The organism is Streptomyces sp. URMC 126, assembly GCF_051386555.1.
In the GTDB taxonomy this organism is placed as follows: domain Bacteria; phylum Actinomycetota; class Actinomycetes; order Streptomycetales; family Streptomycetaceae; genus Streptomyces.
This window is the reverse complement of sequence record NZ_JBPQTX010000612.1, coordinates 1-1,273: the sequence shown is the minus strand read 5'-3', so window position 1 is coordinate 1,273 and position 1,273 is coordinate 1. Positions and strand designations below refer to the sequence as shown.

At 74.8% G+C, this 1,273-nt stretch carries 1 protein-coding gene; it reads right to left on the bottom strand.

Annotated elements, in window-relative coordinates:
* Nucleotides 1–926: hypothetical protein (locus tag ACSNOK_RS33100; RefSeq protein WP_436784485.1), on the bottom strand; the 926-nt coding region annotated here is incomplete at its 3' end.
* Nucleotides 927–1,273 lie beyond the last annotated feature (347 nt).

The following is a 1,273-nucleotide window of genomic DNA, read 5'->3' as shown; positions in this document are numbered from 1 at the left end:
GAGGCCGGTACTTCGTCGGTGGCGTCGCTGAATTCGGCCGTGTCGCGGCCGGCGGACGCGTCTGTGTCCTCCGGGGCGTTCGTCTTGTTGTCGTCCGCGTGAGCGGCGGAGGGCTCCTGCGGGGAGCCGTTGCCTTCCGCGTTTCGGGCGGTGTCGGAGGCCGGTACTTCGTCGGCGGCGTCGCCGAAATCGGCCGAGTCGCGGCCGGAAGGCGCGTCCGTCTTGTCGTCGTCCGCGTGAGCGGGGGACGGAACCTTCGAGGAGTTGTTGCCTTCTGCGTCTCCGGTGGTACCGGAGGCCGGTACTTCATCGGTAGCGTCGCCGAAATCGGCCGCGTCGCGGCCGGAGGCCGCATCCGTGCCCTCGGAAGTGGCGGAGGTGTCCGCCCCCTCCCGCTCCGCGTCGTCCCCACCGGACGCCTTCCCGGAGAAAGCGCCCGCCTCGGTGCCGTCCCGGCGGGTGGCGTCGGACGCGGGCGCGTCCTCGGCAGTGCCGGTGGGAGCGGCCGTGTCGCGGCCGGAGGCCCCGGTGGTGGCCGAGGTGACCGTCTCGTCGCCGTCCTGGCGTGTGGCGGACGATGCGGGGGAGTCGTCGCTCTCCGCGTCGTCGGGAGCGTCGGTGGGAACGGCCGTGTCGCGGCCGGAAGCGGCGTCCGCGTCCTCAGGGGTGTCCGAAGCGTCCGGCCCCTTCCGTTCGGCGCTGTTCGCGCCGTCCGGCTCCTGGCTGTTCCGGCCCTGGTCGGTCGCCTCCGGCGCCGACCCGCTCCGCGCGCTGCCCGTCGCCGTGGCCGGTGGCCGCTTCGCGGAGGGACGGCCCGCGAGGGCCGTGCGTGGGTCCACGGGACGGCGGCTCGGATCGCGATCGTCGGAGGAGGCGTCCGTCGGCGTCGTCTGCTCGTCAGGTGCGTCGGGGGATCGGCCCGCCATCCATGTCTCCTACGTCGCGTGTCCTGGTGCCGCGGGGCGGATCCGGCGATTCGTCGGACCCCTGAGGTCCGTCAGGCCCGTGGGGCCCAGTAGACCCAACAGACCCGAGGGAACCGGCGACGCACGACCTGACACGCTCGATGCGCCCGGGTATCCCCGGGCGCGGGAAGAGGACGGTGTGAATCGCCGCCGGGGCCCAGGGCTCCGTACAGGCTTTTCCCCCGGAGCCTGCGGGCCGTTCACCGTGCGGCGGCGACAGCGTAACCGATCAGTGTTCGACGGCGGCCGGGCAGACCCGGCCGGGGGGGGGGGGGGGGGGGGGGGGGGGGGGGGCGGGGGGGGGGGGG